Consider the following 21591-nt stretch of genomic DNA (forward strand, 5'->3'; position numbering starts at 1 on the left):
AAAAAATAAGAGAAGATAAAAACAGGGGAAAAGCTTGGAATACACTAAAAGATTAGTATCTAAAAAGAAACGGAAGAAGAGGGATTCGAACCCCCGGACCCTTTCAGGTCTCCTGTTTTCAAGACAGGTGCATTAAACCGCTCTGCCATTCTTCCTTAAGAAAACTGCTGTAAAAACCTTAAGTCGTTCTCACAGAAAAGACGAATATCGGAGATACCATGTTTTAACATAGCTAACCTCTCGATACCCATGCCAACAGCGTAGCCTGTATAGATTTCAGGATCAACTCCGCTGTTACGCAAAACTTGAGGGTGTATCATACCAGCTCCAGCTACTTCTAGCCAACCAGTATGTTTACATAAGGAACATCCTGCTTGTCGACATTCACAAGAAACATCGACCTCTATTCCCGGTTCAACAAAAGGAAAGTAGCTGTGACGTAAACGTAACTCTATTTTCCTTTCAAAAAACGTATGGTAAAACTCAGTAAGCATCTCTGTCAAGTCAGAAAGTGTTACACGACGATCAAGATAAAATGCCTCTACTTGATGGAAAATCACATGGGAACGCGCTGAAATATCCTCGTTACGGAAACATAGACCTGGAGCAACTACTTTTATAGGAGGTTGCCCTTTTCGTAGTTCTCTAACCTGAACATTAGATGTATGTGTGCGTAATACTGTTTTAGCATCTAAGTAAAAAGTATCGTGCATTTGTCTCGCGGGATGATCCTCCTCAAAATTCAGCAAAGAAAAATTATTTTCTTCATTTTCAATGTTTGGAGCTTCGCGAACACAAAAACCTAAATGAACAAAGATATCCACAACATCGTCTAAAACTTTTTTTACGATGTGCCTCCCTCCAGGACAATGCGGTTCTCCTGGCAAGGTAATATCAATCTTTTCTCTTAAGAATTCCGCTGCTTCTTCTGCTAAAAGAATAGCATTATTTTTATCACGGATTAGGTTTTCGATATAGGTTTTACAGTTATTTATGGAAGCACCCATTAGAGCCTTTTGGTCTGCAGGACACTCCCTTAACTTATCTGCAAAACAACGGAAAAGACCTTTCTTCCCTAAATAACGAACCTTTAGATCAAAAAGATCTTTTGAAGAGTTAACTTGATTTAGTTCTGCACAAAATTGTTGCTTTGTAGCTTCAAGCTCCTCTTGAATCGCCATGAGATTTATTTCCTAAAGATTTGCCTCTAAAGCTTTTTTAGCTTGATTAGCCACTTCTGCAAAACCCGTGGGGTTATGAATAGCCATTTCTGATAGCATTTTTCTATTTAAATCGATTCCAGCGCACTTTAAGCCATTAATTAAACGACTATAGGATAGACCGTTTATTCTAGAAGCGACGTTAAGACGAGCAATCCAAAGACTACGGAAGTCACCTTTACGATCTTTTCTATGCATGTAATTGAACGCCATAGCTCTCATGACTGAGGATCGGCTTTGACGAAAATGGCCTTTTCTATCTCCCCAAAAGCCTTTAGCTTGTTTTAATATACGCTTACGACGGCGCCTGGAAGCTACTGAACCTGTTGCTCTCACCATAATAAAATTCCCTTATCTTTAAACAAGCATCATTCGCTTATACATACCCACCTGTCCCTTATCTACTAAAGGCTGCTTAGATAGGTTGCGTTTTTCCTGCGAAGATTTTTTTGATAATTTATGCCTCTTGCCTGGGCGAGTTCTCTTTAACTGGCCAGAACCTGTCAACTTAAAACGCGCCGCAACGGACTTATTGCTTTTCATCTTGGGCATTGATTTTGTCCTGCTTTTTCTTAGTTTTTACCGTTCCCGGAGCGACTACGCAAATTAAGGAACGGCCATTTAATTTTGGCTCAGATTCTATGAATCCTACGTCTTCGAGACCTTGACTCATCTTTTGCACAACTTTGTGCCCATGTTCTGGGTAAGCAAGTTCACGACCTCGGAACATACACGTAATTTTTACTTTATTCCCTTTCTCAATAAAGCCTCGTGCTTGTTTTAACTTTGTAGCGAAGTCATTGTCATCAATATTTGGCTTTAATTTGACTTCTTTAACACGGACTTGGTGTTGAGCTTTTTTAGAGTCTTTCTCTTTCTTTGTTAGATTATAGCGATATTTGCCATAATCCATAATTTTACATACAGGTGGCTCGCTGTTTGAAGCAACTTCCACAAGATCTAAATCGGACTCCCTGGCTAAGTCTAGAGCATCTTTGGTATTCAATATGCCCAACTGCTCGCCAGCAGAACCTATAAGACGGACTTTAGGAGCTCGTATCTGTCTGTTAATTTTTAAATTTAATGCCACACTCTATCCCAGTTGCTCGTTAACACGATTCTTTAAATGATCAGAGGCCAGTACTTTGCCCTGGAGAAAACCTATAGAAACAATCTTCCCTTCATCTAGACAAAGAAAGATAGAATCTTAGAGAATCCTTAAAAGAAAAGCAATTGAAATCCCATTGTCCAATAGCTTGTTTGAGAACTTTTCATCTCCTAACATAGGGAAATCCCATCTTTTCAAAACTTATTTTTATAATACTCTAATATAGAAAATGGTTGAAAGTCATCCTGAGGTTTATGATTTTTTGTTGCATTTAAAACTTTATAAAATATAACCTCAATGTTTCTCATTTCGCGTCTTTCTATACTAAGTTCCTAATTTAGCAAACTGAAAATGTATTTTTGTAACTAATAAATCATTGTTGTTTTGGTGTCATAATGTCTACTCTGACCCCCGAAAGCTCCTTAGGGTCTTATGTCAAACTTCCTCGTCCTCTCCCCAAACAAAAAATGCGGGAGATTGTACTGCAAATGCTTTATGCCTTGGATATGGATCCTATGTCTGAAGAGAGCCTTGTCCCTCTCTTAATGTCAGAGACCGCCGTTACTCAAAAACACGCTTCTTCTGCCTTACATTTTTCAAAAGAAATCCTTGCAAAGTCTTCTGAATTGGATTTATTAATTGCTCAAACAGTTAAAAATACCTCTTTTGAGAAGCTGACTTTAATGGAGAAAAACGTTTTACGTTTAACATTATATGAACACTTTCATGGGCAGCCTATCAATACTGCTATTTTGATTGCGGAAGCCACAAGGCTGGTTAAGAAATTTAGTTATATTGAAGCTTGCTCTTTTGTTCATGCAGTTTTAAATGATATTTTTCGTTTAGCTACGCCAATAGCACACCATGATACTTCTCTAATATGTTGTTAGACCTAATGTTATTTTAAACTTATCTGGAATTCTAAATGTGAAAGCATCTACTGCCATTCGTTTCCCCTTTTCAGTTCGCCGTAGTGTTTGGTTGAATAAGTATTCTACGTTTCGTATCGGGGGGCCTGCGAATTACTTTAAAGAAGTGCATTCAGCCAGCGAAGCACAGCAAGTGATTCAGTTCTTACACAGTCACAACTACCCATTTATTATCGTCGGGAAAGGTTCGAATTGCTTATTCGATGATCGAGGGTTTGATGGTTTTGTTTTGTGTAATGGTATACAAGGAAAAGAATTTGTCTCTGAAACTACTATCAAAGTCTATTCGGGAACTTCTTTTTCTTTTTTAGGGAAAACTCTTTCTTCTTCAGGATATTCAGGTTTAGAATTTGCAGTAGGCATTCCAGGATCAGTTGGTGGGGCTGTATTTATGAATGCTGGCATCGGCAGTCAAGATACGGCCGCTGTAATTGAAAGCGTTGAAGTCATTAATTCTAAAGGAGAAATCCTTTCATATAATGCTGAAGAACTAGCATTTGGTTACCGGACATCGCGTTTTCAACATTGCACTGAGTTTATTCTTTCCGCAACTTTCCGCCTATCTAGAAATTCTTCATCCGTAAAAATTGCAAAAGACCTGCTCCGAAGTAGATTACTTTCTCAACCCTACCAACAACCTTCTGCAGGATGCATTTTCCGTAATCCCCCAGGAAATTCTGCGGGGAAGCTCATCGATGAAGCTGGTTTCAAAGGCTTTTCTCTAGGAGGAGCTCAAATATCTCCAAAGCATGCTAATTTCATTGTGAATACAGGCAGAGCAACATCTCAAGAAGTTAAACAGCTTATTCAAATGGTTCGAGACAAGTTAAAATCACAGGGAATAAACTTAGAAGAAGAAGTACGCATTATTCCTTACCAACTACCCTAAGAGAACGGAACACAAAAAGCCTTGGAGCCTTATATCTATTCATAATATAGAAAGAGCCCACTTCCCAAAGCTTAGGATCTAATCTACGTGCTAATCCCTCTACAGAACACATCTCATTTGCTCCCTCTGCATGACCTGGATAGCATACTACGGTAACCACTCCTTGAGGCGCTACTAAGGCAAGCGCTTTTTGAATACTCATAATAGTTGTTTTTTCTAAAGTAGTAATACTCTTATCGCCATTGGGAAGGTAACCTAAATTATAATGAAATAGTTTAGCTCCTGACTCACTAATATGTTCATGAGACATCTTTTTAAATTCTATAATAGATTTTTCTTCATTGGACAAAGATATAGAACACAAAAGAGAAGCCCTCATCAAAGCTTCTCGTTGCACATCATAGGCTACCAGTTTCCCTTTTCCTTGCAGTATACGGGCTAAAATCAAGCAGTCTTTACCGTTCCCACAAGTCGCATCCACAACAGTATCTCCAGGAGTAAGAACATGTTGAAAGATTTCATGAGATAACCGGACAACATTTCCTTGAAGCAATCCTATTCCTTTAAACATCAATAAGCCTATTGCAAAGATACTCTTTTCTCGATAACATTATGACCTAGTTTTTGGGGTATTAGCTCAGTTGGTTAGAGCGTCACGTTGACATCGTGAAGGTCAGCTGTTCAAGTCAGCTATATCCCAACTTTCTTTACAAATTCTGTGTAAAAAATTTCCTGTCCTTTAGATCTCCACAACCTTTCAAACCAAGAATCTCCGTAATTCTCTAGCATCTTACAATAATAAGGCTCTTCCAATTTAGGAAGTAAGCGTTGTTTCATAATCTTGATAGCCTGAAGAAGATAATTTTTATCATCTGTAGCGAGAATAATAATGCCAGAGTCTACTAGAACCCTAACAATATCATTCATAAACTCATCTTGAAATAAACGATGTTTACGATGACGAGACTTTGGCCATGGATCAGGAAAGTTAACAACAATACGTTGTATAACCTCATTCTGCATATAATGACGGAAAAAGGTTTGAGCTTCACCGCAAACAATCCTCAAGTTTCTCACTTGAGAATTATGCATTTTAGACCAGATTTTCCTTACCCGATCAAAGCGTTTTTCAACTGCTATCCAATTCATATTAGGGTTTTTGTTAGCTTGCGCAACCACCCAATCACCATTCCCTGAACAGAGTTCGCAGAAAATGGGGTGATTATTCCCGAAAAATTCTTCCCATCTAGGCATCTCAAACTGATCATGTTTGAAATAATGTTCAGGAATGTAAAGGACATCATCCTTGATTTGGGTTTTACGTTCTTCCCAAAAAAAAGGAGCTTTTAAATCTTGTGGTTTCATTTAGAAATAATAATAAGAGATTACAACTTAAGAAATTATAAAAGCTCTTTAGGTTTTCTTTAAGAATTTTCTTTTCAAGAAAAAAAAGATAGAAAATACGACTTATGTCAGAAAAAAACGACTTTTGGGATTCCCAAAAGTCGTTAAAGTACGTGTATAAAATGATTTCAAAAACTACCAACTTAAACTCGCAGAAGTCTGGTATTCCGTTACACGAGTTTCAAAAAAGTTTTTCTCTTTATTAAGATCGATAGTTTCACTCATCCATGGGAAAGGATTTTTAGAATTATAAATAGGCTTCAAACCAATTCTTTCTAAACGACGATCAGCAATATGACGCACATAGTCAATAAACATTGAAGATTTTAATCCTAAAATACCACGTGGCAAGCAATCACGAGCATATTCGATTTCCAAATCTACAGCCTTTTCAATAAGCGCGATAATTTCACTTTGAAGTTCTTGAGACCATACCTCAGGGTTTTCTTCTTTAATTCCGTTGATAAGATCGATACCGAAATTCAAATGGATAGTTTCATCTCGTAAAATATACTGGTATTGCTCCCCGATTCCAGTCATCTTATTTTGACGATGGAAAGAAAGGATCATTACAAAACCACTGTAGAAAAAAATCCCTTCCATAATGATGTAGTAGCCGACCAAGTTTTTAATAAACTGGCGTAATCCTTCTAGTGAATCCGTGGAAAAATTAGGGTCTAAAACATCCCCAGTCAAGGTCATTTGGAAATCATCCTTAGCCTTAATCGTTGCGCGTTCGTTATAAGCATTGAAAACCTCTGCTTCGTCTAGCCCCAAAGACTCACAAATGTAAAGAAACGTATGAGTATGCACAGCTTCTTCAAATGCTTGTCTCAATAAATATTGGCGTGCTTCAGGGTTTGTAATGTGCTTAAAAATAGCCAAGACAATGTTGTTCCCTACTAAACTTTCTGCTGTACTGAAAAACCCCAGGTTTAAAAGAATGACTCGACGTTCGTCTTCGGAAAGATTGTCTGATTTCCATAATTCGATATCGCGAGCCATTGGGACTTCTGTTGGGAGCCAGTTATTCGCGCATCCATTTAAATAGTGTTCCCAAGCCCATTTATACTTAATAGGGACTAACTGATTCACATCCACCTGATTACAATTAACCAAGCGCTTGCTATTTAATTGGACGCGTTTTAATTTACCTTCTAAAATATCTGCTTCCATTGTTTCCATCCTCCTCTTTTATATTACTGGCAAGATTCACAACCTTCCTCGAGAGAACAGACGGGTGTTGTCTTAGCTCTGTCTACGACTATACTGGTAGAAGCAGACTTATTTTTCATCCATCGAGGCTGAATTCCTCGTTTATTGATATCAGTAAACGATTTCTCTACAGAGGTAGCTGCTGAGGACCTTAAGTAATAGGTAGTTTTCAGTCCTTTTTTCCATGCTGTGAGATACATAGCAGAAAGTTTTTTACCGTTAGGTTCCGATAAATATAAATTAAGGGATTGACCCATGTCTATCCATTTTTGTCTCCTAGAAGCGCATTCGATTAACCATTCAGGCTCAATTTCAAAGGCTGTAAGGAAGATCTTTTTCAAATCATCGGGGATCCGGTCTATTTCCAATAGAGAGCCGTCAAAGTACTTTAAATCATCTAACATGTCGGCATCCCATAATCCTAATTGTTTGAGCTTATCGATCAAATACACATTGGGAATTGTAAACTCTCCAGAAAGATTTGATTTCACAAATAGGTGCTTATATGTTGGTTCTATTGATTGAGTAACCCCGATAATATTTGATATAGTTGCTGTTGGAGCAATTGCCATAGTATGACTGTTTCTCATTCCATAAGACTTGATTGCTTCACGCACAGGAGCCCAATCCTTGCGACACGATGTATCCATCAAAACATTTTCTTCTCCACGATATTCTTTCAATAACTCTATGGTATCTAGTGGGAGATAACCTCGATCCCATTTAGAACCTTTGTAAGAGCTATATGTTCCGCGTTCTTTAGCTAATAAACTTGAAGATAGTATGGCATAATACGCAACCAGTTCTGAACTCTTATCAGCAAACTCTACAGCTTCTGGAGATGCATAGCTAATATTCAGTTTATAAAGGGCATCTTGGAAACCCATAATTCCTAAACCAACAGCCCTATGAGACAAGTTAGCGTTAGCCGCTTCTTGAGTTGGATAAAAATTAAGATCTATGATGTTATCTAAGATACGAATAGCTATTGAGATAGTTTCCTCGAGTTTCTTTTCATTGATATCACCATTTTCAATATGCTCTACCAAGTTTACAGAACCTAAGTTACAAACTGCTGTTTCATTCGCTGAGGAGTTTAACAAAATTTCTGTGCACAAGTTCGAACAACGTATAACACCAACATGATCCTGCACAGCACGGATATTAGAAGGATCTTTGAACGTCATCCATGGATGCCCTGTTTCATAGAGCATACTTAACATCTTACGCCACAAATCCGCAGCCGGCATCTTCTTATATAATTTGATTTCTCCTGTATCTACTTTGCTTTCATATTCTTCATAAAGCCTATCAAATTCGACACCATAAGCCTCATGCAATCCAGGAACATCATCGGGACTAAATAGAGTCCACATACCCTTCTGCTCTAAACGCTTGAAAAACAAATCGGGAATCCAGCTTGCAGTATTGATATCATGAGTACGTCGACGCTCATCACCAGTATTCTTTCTTAACTCTAAGAAATCTTCGTAATCTAGATGCCATATCTCTAGATATACGCACATAGCGCCTTTGCGTTTACCTCCCTGATTCACAGCAATTGCTGTATCATTCGCTACTTTAATGAAAGGAATGACACCTTGGCTTTTTCCGTTAGTTCCTTTAATCAAAGAGCCTGTAGCACGTACTCCAGTCCAGTCATTACCGATACCTCCAGCCCATTTAGAAAGCATAGCATTATCTGATATAACCTTATAAATATGCGCGAGGTCATCCTGTACTGTAGACAAGTAGCAAGAACTTAATTGTGAATGACGCATTCCAGAGTTAAACAGGGTAGGTGTTGCTGGAGTATAACGGAATGTAGACAACAGATTGTAGAAAGTAATTGCCCAGAAAGTTTTATTATCACCCTCGTTCAACGCAAGCCCCATAGAAACACGCATCCAAAAAATTTGAGCAGTTTCTAATCTACGCCCTTCATGTTGATTGAAATAACGATCATAAAGATTTTGCACTCCCATGTAAGAGAACTGTCGGTCTCTAGATATATCTAAAGCTTCGGCCAAAGCATCAAGGTCATACTCTTTCAAACGAGGATTTAACCGATACTTTTCTCCATTAAGAATATAGTTTTTAAAACATTGTTTTTGTGCTTCAGCAAGATCAGAATCCGTTGCGGTTTTCCCCATAGTCTCTTGATAAACTACATCAGTGAGCAGCTCGGCTGCTACATATGCGTAATCAGGCTCTTTTTCAATATTGGCTCGCGCTGCCATAATGCAGGCCAAAACAATTTCCGATTCTTTAATTCCAGAATAGAAATTGGCAAATGCCATATCAGCAAGTACGTGGGGATCTGTTGTTGCAGGAAATCTTTGACATGCCCAAGTAAATTTATCAATTAGCTGAGATTTATTTACTGAATATGTAGTTCCGTCACTTTTAATGACGTCATACACTTCTTCAACAGGCTCTTTCTGGGCACTTATGTGTTGCTTGTTTTCACGAATTCTAGAACGTGCTTCCCTATACAAAATATAATTTTTAGCAACGTCATAATGGCCAACTATCATTAATTGTTTTTCAACAATATCTTGTATAACTTCTATATCAATGGTTTTTTCTGGAGAACAAACTGCTAAGATTTCTTCTACAATTTTATTTGTCAGCCCATTTATCTCAGAAAGAATCTCTTGAACAGGAATATCTGTCATTTTCTGTGTGGCCCTAAAGGCTTTTTCTAAGGCTGCAGAAATCTTCATAGGATTGAATTTTACAGTACTTCCATCCCTACGTATGACAGAAACACAATGCCAAGACCCCTCCCGTTGTTCCTTGTGATGGTCTCTGTAGATAATATAATCTCTAGCAACATCTTGCAAACCATTCACGTACAACTGATTCTCTACCATATCCTGAATACGTTCAACAGTAATAACCTGACCTTCTCTAATTTTTTGAACGACTTCATTTACAACTCTATGAGTGATATCGGAAATAGCATTTTCTAAATCTTTGGGTAAGGGAGAATCATTTTCCAGACTACGTGTATCACGAAAAGCAGCTTCCAAAGCTTGGAAGATCCGTTCCTGATTAAAGGGAACAAACATGCCATTACGTTTTACAATAGTATAATGTTTCTCTTTTACCTCGACCATATATCATCCCCTAAAAGCTGTATTTTCGATTCAAATAAGTATTTCTAAGCAATAACGGAATTCGACTAAACACTTAGGGAAATTCCGGAAGATCTCTCATAGTTGAACATCAAAAAACTTAGAGAAAAGCCTCCCTTTCCTAGAAGACGTTTCTTCTAGAAAACCCAATATGTAGTGAAACATTATGCACTTGTATACCATATATAGGAATAGACAACGTTTCGTGCAATTGAAAAGTACTATCATTCTCCGGAAAAAAATATCCTTCTGAGGAACATTTTTTAACTTAGATATACGATGATCTTTTTGGCAAAAACTTGTTGATTTTTGATGAATATATTATGCTACGCCTGTAACGAACTTCCGGAATTCTCATGGCAGAATTGGAACCAGAAATCCGAGGTAAGCGTCGAGTCGTGACTCCTAACGCTATCACAGCCTTCGGTCTCTGTTGTGGACTTTTTATTATTTTTAAGAGTGTTTTAAAGACATCATCTTCCGTAGAACTATTGCATCGTTTACAGGGGCTTTCGCTTTTGTTAATCAGTGCAATGATCGCAGATTTTTCTGATGGTGCTATTGCTCGCATTATGAAAGCTGAAAGTGCTTTCGGCGCACAATTTGATTCTCTGTCTGACGCTGTAACATTCGGTATAGCCCCTCCACTCATTGCAATTAAGAGTCTTGATGGTGTGTACGCTGGAGGATTTTTTTCTTCTCTACTTTTAGTAACCTCTATAATTTACTCCCTGTGTGGAGTTTTACGTCTAGTCCGTTACAATTTATTCTCTAAAAAACCTAACGAAACAACACGACTTCCATGCTTTATCGGTTTGCCGATTCCTGCTGCTGCTGCATGTGTTGTATCTTTAGCTTTATTCATAGCCTCTGACTTTGGTACAGTACTTCCGGTACAAGTACGTGTTACTTTGATTTCTTTAGGTCTACTATTTATTGGAAGTCTTATGATCTCCCCTTGGAAATTCCCAGGGCTCAAAAACCTACGTTTTAAAGTTTCTTCTTTTTTACTTGTCGTTACTACTGGTTTAGTAGCATGTTTGTTTTTCCTAGGTCTTGTTGATCATTTTACCGAAGTATTTTTCCTAGTTTCTTGGTTATATGTTTTGGTAGCTTTCCCTATTTTTGCGATCACATATCAAAGAAAGACAAAACGGTTATGATAGACTTTTCAATAACACATATTATTGTTGCTTTCCTCGGCCTCAGCTTAGGGATTTCTTTATCTTCTTATTATTATCGCAAGAGAGAATCTTCGCATTGCGAAGCAAGAAGAAACTTGGAGCATGAAAATGAACTCCTTAAAAGTTCTTTAGAGTTATCACGTCGTCAAGAACAACTGATGGAAGATTTCAGCAATAAACTTGCCGCATCTTCACAATCTCTTATTAAAGAGATGAAAGAAGAAACAGAGAGCTACTTCTCTGAAAAATCTAAAACTATTGAGTCTATATTAACGCCCGTTCAAGCTACGCTGACTGCCTTTAAGCAAAACTTAGAAACTTTCGAGACTAAGCATGCTGAAGATCGTGGTTCCTTAAAAGAACAAATTTCCCATCTTCTTGCTGCAGAAAAAAAACTTGAAAAAGAAGCTCAAGCTTTAACGGATATCTTAAAACATCCAGGATCACGAGGCCGTTGGGGAGAGATTCAGTTAGAAAGAATCTTAGAGCTTTCAGGCATGCTTAAATATTGCGATTATGAAACACAAGCCACAGATGCTGAGGGTTCAGTACGAGCTGATATGATCATCCGTCTCCCGCACGAACGCTGTTTGATTATTGATTCCAAGGCTCCATTTTCAGAAACATATTTGTCCCAAGATACTTCTGATAAATCTGACCTGGTAGGGAAAATCAAGGATCATATCAAAACACTAAAATCAAAAAGCTACTGGGAAAAATTTCATTATTCCCCAGAATTTGTAATTCTTTTCCTTCCTGGCGAGAGTATTTTTAATGATGCTCTACGTATTGCTCCTGAACTTATCGATATCGCAGCAACTTCTAATGTCATTCTATCCGGACCTTTAACACTACTGGCTTTATTGAAAACTGTTGCCCATACATGGAAACAGGAAAACTTAAGAGCACAAATCCAGGAAATAGGACAATTAGGGAAAGAGTTACACCATCGTTTACATGTGGTCTTTAACTATTTTCACAAGATTGGGAAAAATCTTAATAATACTGTACAAAGCTATAATGATATGTCGTCTAGCTTGCAGCATAGGATATTACCAACACTACGGAAATTCGAAGATTTAGAGATAACATCTTCTCTAAACAGGGTAGAGGATCCATCTCCTATTCATAATCCCGCAATATCCTTTCTTCCAGGCTGCGAAGAAAATGATATCGCTTCAGAAGATCGCTTACTCCAAGAAGATAAGCTGTAATACCTATAAAGCTGATTTTATTAACAACTCTTGATCAAAGCGACTGGCGTTATCTTGTAGCATTTCTTTCCCAGCAAAGGAAATGAATGTTGCGTTATCTTTGTGATCCTGGAGGTACTTCTTCATAACAGAACAGATATGTTCTTTAGTTACAGCCAGGACAGCTCTACGGAATGCTTGCCGTAAAGCAGGAATTTTTCCACATCGTAATCTATAATATCCTGTAGAAGCACGAGTGCCAGGAGCAATTGGCGAATCTAAATGTTGGATAACTCCAAGTACTCCTTCATGAATATCATCATTTGAGAAATTTCCTTTAGAAACTTCCTCAATACCATAGAGGAATGCTTGATGGGAATCAAAAATTTCAGGATCGCGATAACTGTAACAATAAAATGCTCCCCTACCAAGATTCACCGCTGCTCCTGATCCATAGGCCCCACCTTGTTCACGAATTTTTGTATGCAACACAGTGTTATCAAGAACTTCTGCCGCTACGGTAAGGGCAGCAGCATCAGGATGATCATAAGGCAAATCTCCTATAGAGAAAGCTAGAGCATTAAAGGCTGCACGAGCAGGAATATACAAACCCTGTGATGCTAGGAGACTATCTATAGAAGGATTCACCCAAGGTTCACACGATTGACCTTCTATATCTAAAATTCCATAGAAATTATTCTCATATAAGTGTTGGTAATTTGCCTTGCTGCCACTAAGAACGAGTTGACGCTTACCAAAGAAACACTTTTTATATAAGGATTGTAAAATACCGACTACATTGTCTATTTCCTTATCAAAATTATTCGTAAGATCACGAATTTTACCTACGTAAGGCAGACCTGAAGCTAAATAAGACATAGTTGCTGTTATAGATTTATCCATGCAAGCCATGCTGACAGCATAACTCATAGGGCTATTACGCACACTATTTGTCAACGCCTCGTTATGCTGCATCAGTAATTCCTTAATTCTCTCTATGTCTGTAAAATCAATACTGATGAGAGTATCTCCCATAACTTGAAACAACTTATCAGCTTTCGATACTAAAGCTTTCCCACGCACACCTATTGATGGTGATAACAAAGTGTTGTTATTGGCATGTGGAGAGAACTCATATGAAACATCGACACCTCCTGTATGCTCTAGGAGAAATTCTAACTGCTCTTTATAAGATCTTCCTCCACAACCCAATTGTAACATTAGGAAAACAAGCAGACGTAACCAGGGCAGTTCTTCAACAGACAAAGGAGGAAGATCCATTACCAATTCTGCAAAGATCAAGTCATTGGTAAAGCAATCATGATGGAGAACTTCCCCACAAGATACATTCTCCTTAACAAGGTTAAATTCTTTTCCTGAATTGGGCACTTTATCCAAAGAAAAGTTCGGAAGAATCTTATCTAAATTTTCATTCTGAGCTTGATATTCTTCCAAAGTTTTAGAAGTTAGACGAATTTTTTCAATATCTTCAGGAGAAAGCTTCTGTTGAATTTCTTTAAGAAGAGCTTGTTCTTCTTGATTTTCTATAGCAATCAAATCAGAATCAGGAAGAAGTATCACACGAGCAAAGTGAGTATTATCTAGAAAATGCTTCCTGATAAGTTTTGGAAGATAATCTGGTTGTTTGAGCTTTTCTCGAAGATCAGCGAATAAACTGTGAATTCTTAACCCATCTTCAGCATGTCCTCCATGCTGTCGCAACAATCCCGAACGGAAAAATAAAGATAAGCCATATGGGAGGGAATACCCTGTTATTTCTTTTCTTGCCAACTCTAATTGATGTACAGCAGCTTCAACCAAATGATTCGGGATACCTTCTCTTATGATCTCTTCTAAACAAGCAAAAATCCATGATTCTAATTTCTGAGCTCCTCCATGAGAACATCCTTTACACACGATGGTAATAGGAATCTCTCGAATCTCACTGTCAATTCCCATATCGGCTTGTTTACAAAATCCTGATTTTAATAAGCGGGATTTCAAAGGAGCCGCATCAGTGCCCATTAAAACAACATCAAGAACATGCAAAGCTAATAATTCTTGTTGGTCTAATATAGAACACGTCAACCACGATAATCCAAAAAGAACCTTGTCTTCATCTTGCGTATCCGAAGGATATTTAAGGATATTCCTTACAGGTTCTTTAAATCTTTTTTGCAGAGGAACAGTAATTGTTTGTTTTTCTAGCTTACCTACATGACGTAATAACTTTTCCTCGAGAAAATCCAAATGTCTAGAAGGTTTAATATTTCCATAAAAATAAAATAAGCAACGTCCAAGAGTGTACTGGCTCTGATGAAACGCTACAACACCTTGATGAGAGAGGGTAAGAATTTCTTTAGGTTCGCCTCCAGAATTCACACCGTAGGTAACCGAAGGGAATAAAGCTGCATTTAATGCCTCTGACAACCGAGACTCTCCTGACATCATCGCGCCTTTCATCTCATTAAAAACCACACCGGTATAAGTTAGGGCATTTTCAGGATTAAGTTCGTATCTCCATCCTTCTTGTAAAAAGCTATTTTCAGTCAGTAAAGGATGAAAGACGGCATCTATATATACGCTAAGTAAATTATAAAAATCTTCTGGGATTTGTGATGCCGCAGGATAACAGGTAAAATCTGCACCTGTAAAGGCGTTCATAAACGTATTTAAACTACGTCGTGTCATGGAGAAAAAAGGATCTCGCACCGGATAATTATTGGAACCGCAAAGCACCATGTGCTCTAAAACGTGAGCCACTCCATTAGAAGTTGATGGGCAAGTCCTGAAGCAGATATTGAAAACATTTTCATCGTCATTATTGACGATCATCATAATAGAAACGCCCGAAGGTTTATGTTCCACCTCAAGTAATTTGCTTTCTATCTCAGGCAGATCTTGACTTAACTTAACGACGAAATTTCTATATGTATCTCCAGCTTTCATACTCTGTCCAAATACCTAATGTGACACATCAGGTGTTCTCCATCTTTTTTTAATTTTGTAGAATTAATTACACTATAATGTTCTTGCTTTTCAGCAAAACAAAGTTAAGTTACCTTGGGTATTATTTTCAATAATTCCTAGGGGAAGTTATGAACAATGATCTCAATTATTTTGAAAGTCATTATCAAAAATTGCTCAAGGAATTTTCAGATTTTCTTCACTTTCGTTCTATATCTGCAGATCCTAGTTGTCTGGTCAACTGCGAAAGCTGCGCTGCTTTCTTAGTTGACAATCTTAAAGATATATTCTCAATAGAATTATGGGAAAAACCGTGCCACCCTCCTATAATTTATGCTACTTACCGTGAAGCAGGTTCAACAGCCCCTACCCTACTTCTCTACAATCATTACGATGTACAACCTGCTGATATGTCAGATGGGTGGTTAGCCGATCCTTTTACCATGAGAAAAAAAGGAGAGCATCTGATTGCTCGAGGGGCTTCCGATAATAAAGGGCAGTGTTTCTATACCTGGAAGGCTCTTGAACACTATTATCAATCCAGAAAAGGATTCCCAGTAAATATTACCTGGATTATTGAGGGAGAAGAAGAAAGCGACAGCACAGCATTAAAGGCGTTTGTTCAAGAAAAGAAAGAGCAATTACAAGCCGATTACTTCCTAATTGTTGACGGAGGTTTTTCTTCTGCAAAAGCTCCTGCTGTTAGCATAGGCGCTCGAGGTTTAGCAATTATGAAAATCGCCTTAGAAGAAGGCCAGAAAGATATGCACTCAGGAATTTTTGGTGGTATTGCCTATAACGTAAATAGGGCTTTAGCAGAAATGCTAGCATCACTACACCACAATGATAATTCTATCGCTGTAGAAGGCTTTTATGATGATGTTTCTCTTCCTAAAGAGAGTGAGCGCGGTGACTATCCTAAAAGCAATCTTTTAAAAGATGGGGAAAAAAGTTTAGGATTTCGTCCTACTCTATATTCTCCGGCAACAACTGTAGAAGAAGCTTTGAGTGTGTATCCTACTTTAGATATCAATGGTATCTCCGGAGGTTATACAGGACCGGGATTTAAAACAGTCATTCCTTATAAAGCTACTGCTTATCTTTCTTGCAGGTTAGTTCCTAAACAAGATCCTCAGAAAACAGTAAAGCAAGTTATCCAGCATTTAGAAAAACTCGTTCCCCCTACCTTAAAATTTTCCTATGAGATCTTTGAGGGTTCACCGGGATGGAGAAGCTCTCCCAATTTACCAATTGTTTTAGCTTTACAAGAGATTTACTCCCAACTTTATCACCAGCCGTGTCTGAGAGTATTTATGGAAGCTACTATTCCTATAGCCTCATTATTAGGTTCCATCTCAAAAACAGAACCGATTATTTGCGGCACATCTTATTTAAGTGATGCCATTCATGCTGCAGAAGAAAACTTCTCCCTAGAGCAAATGCGCAACGGTTTCCTTTCTATTTGTCTTCTTTTAGATAAATTAGCAAAAGCACAAAAAAGCACTCTCTAAGAGAGTGCTTTCATTAAAGTTGCGTGATGGAAAAACTTAGGTCTATTCTTCTGGTTTTAATACTATGAAGCGAATTACCTCTCCTTGTGAAACCATCAGGAGGATGCTCTCATTATTTCCATCCTTTAAAACAGTATTCAGTTCTTCTACTGAAGAAACTTTTTGTCTGTTTACAGCTAGGATAAGCTGGCCCGGAGCTATACCTGAAGAACTAGCGACAGAACCTGCTTCAACAGAAATAATCAGCACACCTTTACTATCAGGAGTCATTCCCAATTTCTTAGCATTTTCTGGGTTGAGATTCTGAACTCGGATACCCACACGATTTAAAGCAGAGACACCATCGTCCTGAGGAGCTTGAGAAACTATAACAGGAATTTCCAAAACCTGTCCTTCACGAACTACTTTTAATAATACTCTTGTATCAGGATTCATGAGGGAAATGGCATTGCGGAATGCACTAAGAGATTCTACTTCTCTACCATTGTAAGCAATGATTACATCTTCTTGCTTTAATCCTGCCTTATCTGCTGGTGACCCTTTAACTACATCTGTAATCAAAGCTCCATAAACTTTATCTAGTTTATAGCAAGCTGCCAATTCAGCATCTATAGGTTGTAGAGTAACTCCCAGAAACCCACGAATTACCTGACCGTCGCTAATTAACTGATCGATGATCTTCTTAACCATTAAACTAGGGATAGCAAAACCAATACCAATGTAACCTCCACTACCGCTAACAATAGCAGTGTTAACTCCAATCACCTTCCCATCGATATTAAGAAGAGGACCTCCAGAATTTCCGGGATTAATAGCTGCATCTGTCTGAATAAAATCTTCGAAATCGGCTATATGCAGCTGATTTCTTCCTTTAGCACTAATCACCCCTACGGTAACCGTGGCTTGTAAGCCGAAAGGATTCCCAATCGCTATTGCCCAATCACCTACTTTCAAATTATCAGAATTTCCAAAAGTAAGATGTGGAAGCTTTTCCGCATTGATTTTAATCACTGCTAAATCAGTTTTAGGATCTAGGCCTATGACCTTAGCAGGGTATTTCTGACCGTCATGCAGGGTAACATGAATTTTTCCGGCATCTTCAACTACGTGATTATTAGTGACTACATAACCATCCGGAGAAACTATAAATCCTGTACCACGAACAGCTTCTTTCGACATCGGGCGCTCTTTTTGCGTAGGCAAACCGAAGAAACGATTGAAGAACTCATCATTGAAATAATCAAAAGGATTATCGTAAGGTCCCCTACGCCCAGGGGCAGGATGTACAGGACGGTTACACTTAGGAAAGCTTTCGATATAAACAACTCCTGGCGTTGCTTGTTCAGCAACCTTAGAAAAACCTCCAGAAATCTCCTTCAACAGCACCTCTTGAGGGACTTCTGCTATCCGCGAATCTTTTTTCACAGCAGCAAATCCTAAAGGAGAAAGCGTAGAAATACTTAAAAACATTGCTGTGGCTAATAATAAATATACTGGCTTCTTCGTCATACCTTTTTCCCTATAGGCTCTAGATTTTGTCTAGATCTCGTGCTCATGTTTGTGAAAGCTTATGAATTCTAATACTTTTTAAATTGATATTTTAAAGGACAGTGATTCACATGCCGCTTCGGATATAATCACGAAAAGCGGATTATATTGTAGCAAGGTATTACTACAAAGAATTTTTATCTTAAGAACTTTCTGAAAGAATTTATATCTTCTTAAAAAGAATTTGAAAGCAAGAAGAAATACAGAGTCATATTCTCGACTTACAAACTTCTATACTCTTTCCAAACATAGAAACAGGTTTATTATCAAATGATTATAGCTAAGGTGTTTGTGAATTATAGAGGGCGTAATAAGGTTTCTACAGTTTCTCCAATTAAAGCTGGAGATTCAACAACACAGACCCCTCCTCTTCTCAAAGCTTCTTTTTTACTTTTGGCATCTCCAGAATTTCCAGAAATGATAGCTCCAGCGTGACCCATACGCTTTCCTTTAGGAGCTGTTTCTCCAGCAATAAACGCTATAACAGGTTTGGTACAGTAAGCTTGGATCCATTCAGCAGCCTCTTCTTCAGCGCTACCTCCTATTTCTCCAATCATCAATATAAGTTCTGTTTGAGGATCATTTTGAAATTCTTCTAGAACATCGATAAACGAAGTCCCATTTAAAGGGTCTCCCCCTATACCTATGCATACGCTTTGTCCTATACTCCTTTGAGTTAGTTGCCAAACAGCTTCATAAGTCAATGTTCCTGATCTTGAAACCACACCTACACTACCAGGAAGGTGGATATATCCTGGCATGATACCAATTTTACATACACCGGGCTTTATAATGCCTGGGCAGTTAGGACCTATCAATCGGGAAGTGCTATGTTGCATCACATGGCTAACTTCGAGCATATCTCTGACAGGGATACCTTCTGTAATGCAAACAATCAGGTCAATGCCTGCGTCCTCGGCTTCAATTATCGCTTCTGCAGCATAAGCAGGGGGGACAAATATCATTGTTGCGCGACAATTTGTTGCTTGTTTTGCTTCTAATACAGAATCATATACATGAAGATTTAGATGCTTTGTCCCTCCTTTCCCAGGAGTTACTCCTCCCACGAAATTTGATCCATATGCAAGGCATTGCTCTGTATGAAATGAGCCGGCTTTTCCTGTGATTCCTTGAGTGATAATCGGGATTTTTTTACTTAATGAGCAAAACATAGAGCTCCTTAACCTTATTTACTTAATGCTACAGCAAGCTGTGCGCCTGTATTTAAGGAATCGGTAAATTTACAGGGGATTCCCGAACGCTGTACAATTTCTTTGCCAAGTTCTACATTTGTTCCTTCTAAACGCACTACTGTAGGAATGAGATTTTCTCTAGTTTGCATCACAGCAACAAGTCCTGAGGCAACCGCAGAACAATCCATAATTCCACCAAAAATATTGATAAAAAGAACCTCTACATTTTCGTCCGATAGCACTAAAGATACAGCTTCCTGAATTTGTTGTTCCGTGGCACTCCCGCCAACATCAAGGAAATTTGCTGCAGATCCTCCATGAATCTTAAGAATGTCTAATGTGCTCATAGCTAATCCGGCGCCATTAACTAAGCAACCAATATTTCCATCTAGGGCAATGTAGGAAAGTCCTATCTGCTTAGCAAGTACATCACGAACATTTTCTTGAGAAGGGTCGTACAATACTTCAAGTTTTGGATGACGGTATAGGGCATTATCATCAATAGTTACTTTAGCATCTAGCACAAGAAGATCTCCTTCTTGAGTAAGGACTAAAGGATTAATTTCCAGTAAAGAAGCATCATTGTCATAGAAACATTGGACAAGATTTTTAATAAGCTGCACGCCTTGTTTCCCCGCATCGCCTTCCCAGCCCATAAATTTAATCATCTGTCTCAGTTGATAATTGTATATGCGAGCAAAAGGAGTCAGAGGTATAGTAAGCAATTGGTTAGGATATTTTTGAGCTACCTCTTCAATATCAACACCTCCGGCTTTCGATAGCATAATAGCTGGGCAGCGACTTTTCCTATCCATGATTACTGCTAGGTAATACTCGGTAGCAATATTCACTAAGGGTGTGATCAGAACTTTCTCTACAGGTAAAGCTTCTCCAGAAGTTTGATTACTGATAAAACGCATGTGTAACAATTTATCAACAGCTGCAAGAATCTCATCAGGAGATTTAGCAACAATTACACCACCGTTTTTCCCCCTACCTCCAGCATGTACTTGTACTTTAATCACACCTGCGCTTATTCCTAATTCATTGAGCGTATGCCTACCTTCTTCAACAGACGAGGCTACACGATAAGGAGGAATAGCTATATCATAAGAGGCTAAAAGGTCTTTAGCTTGGTATTCATGAAGGTGCATAAATAACCCTTTGAATTTTCCTCCTTATCTTGTATCATTCCTTTTACTTCAACTAACTTTGCTCTAATCCGTGTTCAAGTTCTTTAGCAGCAAGATTCAATCTCTATTTAAAAAAACTCTCTCCACAGATCTTTTAGAATTTACAGAAAGTTTGTTTTACGAAGCAGATTTCGGATCAGATCTTACTGAAGAGTTGTGTTCTCGTTTGCGCAAATGCCGTAAGCCGGATGAGTCTACTGTTAAAGATCTAGTTTCCTCATTACTTCGTGAAACTCTAGACAACTTACCTCTTGCAGAATCTTGTCAAGGACAAGCCCCTATTGTTTCTTTGATATTAGGAACAAATGGGTCCGGGAAAACCACAACTGTGGCTAAACTTGCCCACTACTACCTGTCTCGATCCAAGAAAGTTATGATCGTTGCCACAGATACTTTCCGTAGTGCTGGCATGGATCAGATGCGTTGTTGGGCTGAAAAACTAGGTTGTGGATTCGTATCAGGGAAGCCTGGCGGCGACCCTGCCGCTATTGCTTATGACGGCATTGCTTCTGCTATGTCTCGAGGTTACGACCGTGTACTTATTGATACTTCAGGTCGTTTACACACGCATACTAACCTACTCAATGAATTATCGAAAATTGTTTCGGTATGTAATAAAGTACATCCAGGGTCTCCGCACGAACGACTCATGACTATAGATGCGACTTTGGGAGGAAATGTTATTGAGCAGGTACGTGTTTTCCATGACACCATTCCTCTATCGGGACTCATCCTAACTAAAGTTGATGGTTCTGCTAAAGGTGGGACGTTATTTCGTGTAGCAAAACAATTAAAGATCCCTACAAAATTCGTCGGCTACGGTGAACTTATAGGGGATCTTGAAGAATTTCACATAGATAGGTTCTTAGAAAAGCTTTTCCCTTCTTCCTAATCCAA

General features: G+C 38.4%; 18 protein-coding genes and 2 tRNA genes. 7 read left to right on the forward strand and 13 right to left on the reverse strand.

Features of this window, described 5'->3' with window-relative positions; translation table 11 throughout:
• Positions 1-70: 70 nt before the first annotated feature.
• From E1N70_RS00725 to infC, 5 genes are all read right to left on the reverse strand, one after another.
• A tRNA-Ser gene (locus E1N70_RS00725) sits at positions 71-155 on the reverse strand.
• Complete coding sequence (pheS, locus tag E1N70_RS00730) at positions 156-1181, reverse strand: phenylalanine--tRNA ligase subunit alpha (protein WP_131743686.1); 1026 nt, start codon at positions 1179-1181, stop codon at positions 156-158.
• A gap of 12 nt (positions 1182-1193) precedes the next feature.
• On the reverse strand, positions 1194-1559 hold the full coding sequence (gene rplT, locus E1N70_RS00735) for a 50S ribosomal protein L20 (RefSeq protein ID WP_006344349.1): 366 nt from the start codon (positions 1557-1559) through the stop codon (positions 1194-1196).
• 18 nt (positions 1560-1577) lie between these two features.
• Positions 1578-1772 carry a 50S ribosomal protein L35 gene (gene rpmI, locus E1N70_RS00740; protein ID WP_011006725.1) on the reverse strand — a complete coding sequence of 65 codons (195 nt, stop codon included), beginning with the start codon at positions 1770-1772 and terminating at the stop codon, positions 1578-1580.
• Positions 1750-2310 (reverse strand): translation initiation factor IF-3, encoded by a 561-nt coding sequence (infC, locus tag E1N70_RS00745; protein ID WP_131743687.1) that lies wholly within the window; start codon positions 2308-2310, stop codon positions 1750-1752. The genes rpmI and infC overlap by 23 nt, the downstream gene beginning before the upstream one ends.
• 413 nt (positions 2311-2723) lie before the next feature.
• Between infC and nusB the strand changes: the two genes are divergently transcribed.
• Both nusB and murB read left to right on the forward strand, forming a co-directional pair.
• Positions 2724-3218 carry a transcription antitermination factor NusB gene (gene nusB / locus E1N70_RS00750; protein WP_131743688.1) on the forward strand — a complete coding sequence of 165 codons (495 nt, stop codon included), beginning with the start codon at positions 2724-2726 and terminating at the stop codon, positions 3216-3218.
• A 37-nt stretch (positions 3219-3255) separates the two neighbouring features.
• Positions 3256-4146 carry a UDP-N-acetylmuramate dehydrogenase gene (gene murB, locus E1N70_RS00755; RefSeq protein ID WP_131743689.1) on the forward strand — a complete coding sequence of 297 codons (891 nt, stop codon included), beginning with the start codon at positions 3256-3258 and terminating at the stop codon, positions 4144-4146.
• On the opposite strand, the gene mnmM is transcribed toward murB, so the two are convergent.
• Positions 4124-4717, reverse strand: coding sequence for a tRNA 5-(aminomethyl)-2-thiouridylate-methyltransferase MnmM (mnmM, locus tag E1N70_RS00760; RefSeq protein ID WP_131743690.1), 594 nt, complete (start codon positions 4715-4717; stop codon positions 4124-4126). The two genes, murB and mnmM, sit on opposite strands and share 23 nt — an antisense overlap.
• 55 nt (positions 4718-4772) lie before the next feature.
• Between mnmM and E1N70_RS00765 the strand changes: the two genes are divergently transcribed.
• Positions 4773-4846: transfer RNA gene (locus E1N70_RS00765), tRNA-Val, on the forward strand.
• Here E1N70_RS00765 and trmB read toward each other — a convergent pair.
• The 3 genes from trmB to E1N70_RS00780 form a co-directional block, all read right to left on the reverse strand.
• The gene (gene trmB / locus E1N70_RS00770; protein WP_131743691.1) at positions 4837-5511 is read right to left on the reverse strand and encodes a tRNA (guanosine(46)-N7)-methyltransferase TrmB; all 675 of its coding nucleotides are present in this window, start codon (positions 5509-5511) and stop codon (positions 4837-4839) included. The genes E1N70_RS00765 and trmB overlap by 10 nt on opposite strands.
• 174 nt (positions 5512-5685) lie before the next feature.
• Entirely contained in the window at positions 5686-6726 is a 1041-nt protein-coding gene (locus E1N70_RS00775; RefSeq protein WP_131744146.1) for a ribonucleotide-diphosphate reductase subunit beta, read from the reverse strand.
• Between the two features lie 23 nt (positions 6727-6749).
• Complete coding sequence (locus tag E1N70_RS00780) at positions 6750-9887, reverse strand: ribonucleoside-diphosphate reductase subunit alpha (protein WP_131743692.1); 3138 nt, start codon at positions 9885-9887, stop codon at positions 6750-6752.
• A 374-nt stretch (positions 9888-10261) separates the two neighbouring features.
• On the opposite strand from E1N70_RS00780, the gene E1N70_RS00785 reads away from it, so the two are divergent.
• A complete protein-coding gene (locus E1N70_RS00785) occupies positions 10262-11068 on the forward strand; it encodes a CDP-alcohol phosphatidyltransferase family protein (RefSeq protein ID WP_014943964.1) in 807 nt (268 codons plus the stop codon).
• Entirely contained in the window at positions 11065-12303 is a 1239-nt protein-coding gene (locus E1N70_RS00790) for a DNA recombination protein RmuC (RefSeq protein ID WP_131743693.1), read from the forward strand. Before E1N70_RS00785 ends, E1N70_RS00790 begins: the two co-directional genes overlap by 4 nt.
• A gap of 3 nt (positions 12304-12306) precedes the next feature.
• Here E1N70_RS00790 and E1N70_RS00795 read toward each other — a convergent pair whose 3' ends face one another.
• Positions 12307-15231: an insulinase family protein gene (locus E1N70_RS00795; RefSeq protein ID WP_131743694.1), complete on the reverse strand. Its 2925-nt coding sequence runs from the start codon at positions 15229-15231 to the stop codon at positions 12307-12309.
• A 149-nt stretch (positions 15232-15380) separates the two neighbouring features.
• Here E1N70_RS00795 and E1N70_RS00800 point away from each other — a divergent pair, with 149 nt between their 5' ends.
• The gene (locus tag E1N70_RS00800) at positions 15381-16760 is read left to right on the forward strand and encodes a M20/M25/M40 family metallo-hydrolase (protein WP_131743695.1); all 1380 of its coding nucleotides are present in this window, start codon (positions 15381-15383) and stop codon (positions 16758-16760) included.
• Between the two features lie 42 nt (positions 16761-16802).
• On the opposite strand, the gene htrA is transcribed toward E1N70_RS00800, so the two are convergent.
• From htrA to sucC, 3 genes are all read right to left on the reverse strand, one after another.
• Positions 16803-18269 carry a serine protease HtrA gene (htrA, locus tag E1N70_RS00805; protein ID WP_131743696.1) on the reverse strand — a complete coding sequence of 489 codons (1467 nt, stop codon included), beginning with the start codon at positions 18267-18269 and terminating at the stop codon, positions 16803-16805.
• 335 nt (positions 18270-18604) lie between these two features.
• Entirely contained in the window at positions 18605-19480 is an 876-nt protein-coding gene (gene sucD, locus E1N70_RS00810) for a succinate--CoA ligase subunit alpha (protein ID WP_131743697.1), read from the reverse strand.
• 14 nt (positions 19481-19494) lie between these two features.
• The gene (gene sucC / locus E1N70_RS00815; RefSeq protein ID WP_131743698.1) at positions 19495-20655 is read right to left on the reverse strand and encodes an ADP-forming succinate--CoA ligase subunit beta; all 1161 of its coding nucleotides are present in this window, start codon (positions 20653-20655) and stop codon (positions 19495-19497) included.
• 70 nt (positions 20656-20725) lie between these two features.
• Between sucC and ftsY the strand changes: the two genes are divergently transcribed.
• On the forward strand, positions 20726-21586 hold the full coding sequence (gene ftsY, locus E1N70_RS00820; RefSeq protein WP_131743699.1) for a signal recognition particle-docking protein FtsY: 861 nt from the start codon (positions 20726-20728) through the stop codon (positions 21584-21586).
• Positions 21587-21591 lie beyond the last annotated feature (5 nt).

The organism is Chlamydia buteonis, from assembly GCF_900634605.1.
Classification (GTDB): Bacteria; Chlamydiota; Chlamydiia; order Chlamydiales; family Chlamydiaceae; genus Chlamydia; species Chlamydia buteonis.

Coding starts and splice junctions, on each gene's coding strand:
- pheS (WP_131743686.1), bottom strand. CDS start 1,181: ATGGCGATTCAAGAGGAGCTTGAAGCTACAAAGCAACAATTTTGTGCA.
- rplT (WP_006344349.1), bottom strand. CDS start 1,559: ATGGTGAGAGCAACAGGTTCAGTAGCTTCCAGGCGCCGTCGTAAGCGT.
- rpmI (WP_011006725.1), bottom strand. CDS start 1,772: ATGCCCAAGATGAAAAGCAATAAGTCCGTTGCGGCGCGTTTTAAGTTG.
- nusB (WP_131743688.1), top strand. CDS start 2,724: ATGTCTACTCTGACCCCCGAAAGCTCCTTAGGGTCTTATGTCAAACTT.
- mnmM (WP_131743690.1), bottom strand. CDS start 4,717: ATGTTTAAAGGAATAGGATTGCTTCAAGGAAATGTTGTCCGGTTATCT.
- trmB (WP_131743691.1), bottom strand. CDS start 5,511: ATGAAACCACAAGATTTAAAAGCTCCTTTTTTTTGGGAAGAACGTAAA.
- E1N70_RS00775 (WP_131744146.1), bottom strand. CDS start 6,726: ATGGAAGCAGATATTTTAGAAGGTAAATTAAAACGCGTCCAATTAAAT.
- E1N70_RS00780 (WP_131743692.1), bottom strand. CDS start 9,887: ATGGTCGAGGTAAAAGAGAAACATTATACTATTGTAAAACGTAATGGC.
- E1N70_RS00785 (WP_014943964.1), top strand. CDS start 10,262: ATGGCAGAATTGGAACCAGAAATCCGAGGTAAGCGTCGAGTCGTGACT.
- E1N70_RS00790 (WP_131743693.1), top strand. CDS start 11,065: ATGATAGACTTTTCAATAACACATATTATTGTTGCTTTCCTCGGCCTC.
- E1N70_RS00795 (WP_131743694.1), bottom strand. CDS start 15,231: ATGAAAGCTGGAGATACATATAGAAATTTCGTCGTTAAGTTAAGTCAA.
- E1N70_RS00800 (WP_131743695.1), top strand. CDS start 15,381: ATGAACAATGATCTCAATTATTTTGAAAGTCATTATCAAAAATTGCTC.
- htrA (WP_131743696.1), bottom strand. CDS start 18,269: ATGACGAAGAAGCCAGTATATTTATTATTAGCCACAGCAATGTTTTTA.
- sucD (WP_131743697.1), bottom strand. CDS start 19,480: ATGTTTTGCTCATTAAGTAAAAAAATCCCGATTATCACTCAAGGAATC.
- sucC (WP_131743698.1), bottom strand. CDS start 20,655: ATGCACCTTCATGAATACCAAGCTAAAGACCTTTTAGCCTCTTATGAT.